This is a genomic window from Bradyrhizobium sp. SRS-191, assembly GCF_024586915.1.
Classification (GTDB): Bacteria; Pseudomonadota; Alphaproteobacteria; order Rhizobiales; family Xanthobacteraceae; genus Bradyrhizobium.
In genome coordinates, this window is sequence record NZ_JANBVS010000061.1 from 1 (window position 1) to 2107 (window position 2107).

A 2107-nucleotide genomic window follows, 5' to 3' on the forward strand; every position below is an offset into this window, starting at 1 on the left:
TCTCGCTGTCGCGGTAGGGCTGGCCGCGCTTGTCGGCAGGTTCTTTCATCCAGACGATGAAACCGCAGATCCGGTCGTGCTGCGGCCCGCAGCGCTCCAGCCGGATTCGGGCCCGGCCGTCCTCAACCAGCCAGGTGCCGCTGGGATCGGCCGGTCCGGCGGCGCCGGCACGCCCTCCCATGATCATCACGGTGACCGTGATTGCGATTCGCAGCAGGAAGCGAAGCAGGATAGTCATCAGCGGCACCTCTCGTCGTGGGATGGCAGGGTCAGTTGAATTGGGCGACGAGGGCGTCCGCGCCCTTGTCGATGCCAGCATTGGCCGCCGCCAGCGCACCGAGGCTGGCCTTGATGTCGTACGCCGGCGGATATTGCTTGGTGACGTAGGCCGAGAGCAGGCGGGAACTCGTGGCGTCGAAGATCTCGACGCCGTAGATCACCGAACCGGTCATCATGCCCTCGCCGTCGCGGGCTGCCTGAACGCCGTTGTAGACCGCGCCGGCAAGATCGAAACGAGAGAGGGTGCCCAACACCGGCGTGTTGGCGACCGCGCCGGTCAGCGTGAGCCGGATTCGCAGCGTGCTGGGTGCGCGATCGCGCACGAGCGTGAAGCGTCCGCGCAGACGATCGGCAAAACGGGTCTGCATGTAACCGGCGAGCGCGAGCTTGTCCTTGTCCGACATGTCGCCGAACTGGTGATCCCTGCCGCAATAGATCACGACCGGCTCGAGGACGACCTTGTTGTAGGCCCGCCAGTCGACGCTGGTGGAATAGCGATAGGGGACGCGCCCCGATCTGTCGGCGGGATCCGGCGCCAGATAGGCGGACGATGCCATCTCGGAATAGGGCAAGGGTGCAACCGTGGCACAACCGGCGACGGCCGTGCCGACCAGCAGCATTCCCAGACCGCGCAAGGCGATCGAGCGATCCATTCCAGACTCCTCTTTGCATCATCACGGCTGGGACCGCAGCCGCGCGCGGGACCACGCGCGGCTGCGGCGCTCACTTGGCCGGCTCTGGTCCCCCTCCGGGGCCGTTTCAGAGGACCAGGCCGCCTCAGCACGACGATCTATAAAACCGACTAGACGGTTTGTAAACTACAGAAATGATGCTCAGCCGCATTTCGCCGCAGGGGCTGTCTGGGCGGACGCGGCGCAGGAGATCGTTAACGGCGAATCAGACGCGCTTGCGCGGGCGCGCAACCTTTGCTGCTGCCTGCCGGGCCGGCTTGTCAGCAAGCCTGGCGGCCGGCTTTCCGAGGCCGGTCCATCGCGCGTCGTCGAGCAGCCGGCCATAAAGCCGCTGGTGCTCGTCCTTGCTCAGCGGCGACATCCCGAACAGCGAACTCAGAAGCAGTCCCATGGCCGCGGCCCAGCGCAGCATCGCCAGATCGGGATCGGCCGCTTCTTCCTTGATGGCGGCCATCCGCTCCTTCTCGCGTTCGCGGGGCAGCGACATCAGGCCGGGATACTCGACCATCGCCGCGACCAGCGCCAGCGCAGCGGAATTCGGCGACGTCGCCGCCTCCCGCACTGTCGCCAGCTGCGTTGCCAGATGGGGATTCGGCGAGCTCTTGCTCAGCTCGGCCAGGGTGCTGCTCGAAAACTGCTCGAAATGCGCCATCTGCCGTTCGAGCAGCGCCTTCAGCACGGCCTCCTTGGTGCGGAATTGATGCATCACGCCGCCTTTGCTCAGCCCGCTTTCACGCGCGATGGCATCGAGCGTCAGGCGACCGGGGCCGTCGCGTGCGATGATCGCGATGGCCGCATCGAGCGCGGCGTTGCGGGAGCGTTCAGACCGAGTGGCGTTATCCATCTGGCACTTGTCCTCGTGACGCCAACTTGAATCAAGCCAAAACAGGACGCGCTGTACATTTTTTGTGCGAACCCTGTCGAGACTTTCATCTTGCGGCGCGGAATGAGACTGTGTGAGCCTTCGCCCCGGATGGGGACTGGGATGGGCCGGCCGTTGCGTCGCGCGTGAACACGCCGAGAAGCTCCACGGCCGGCCGCGCTTGAGAAAGAATAAGACATGCCAAAACGAGTGTTGCTTGGTGTCCTGCTGGCTTGCGGCCTTACCGCTACGGCAATGGCGCAGGAGCCGAAGA

General features: G+C 65.2%; 2 protein-coding genes and 1 pseudogene. All 3 read right to left on the bottom strand.

Annotated elements, in window-relative coordinates; genetic code table 11:
- Positions 1–238: pseudogene (locus NLR35_RS33905) on the bottom strand (DUF2147 domain-containing protein); the annotation flags it as partial.
- A gap of 31 nt (positions 239–269) precedes the next feature.
- Positions 270–932 (bottom strand): DUF3313 domain-containing protein, encoded by a 663-nt coding sequence (locus NLR35_RS33910; RefSeq protein ID WP_257170887.1) that lies wholly within the window; start codon positions 930–932, stop codon positions 270–272.
- 244 nt (positions 933–1176) lie between these two features.
- A complete protein-coding gene (locus NLR35_RS33915) occupies positions 1177–1815 on the bottom strand; it encodes a TetR/AcrR family transcriptional regulator (protein ID WP_257170888.1) in 639 nt (212 codons plus the stop codon).
- Positions 1816–2107: the final 292 nt, after the last annotated feature.

What these genes read in the sequence shown, in the direction of transcription:
- NLR35_RS33915 (WP_257170888.1), bottom strand. Translation starts at nt 1,815, where the DNA reads ATGGATAACGCCACTCGGTCTGAACGCTCCCGCAACGCCGCGCTCGAT.
- NLR35_RS33910 (WP_257170887.1), bottom strand. Translation starts at nt 932, where the DNA reads ATGGATCGCTCGATCGCCTTGCGCGGTCTGGGAATGCTGCTGGTCGGC.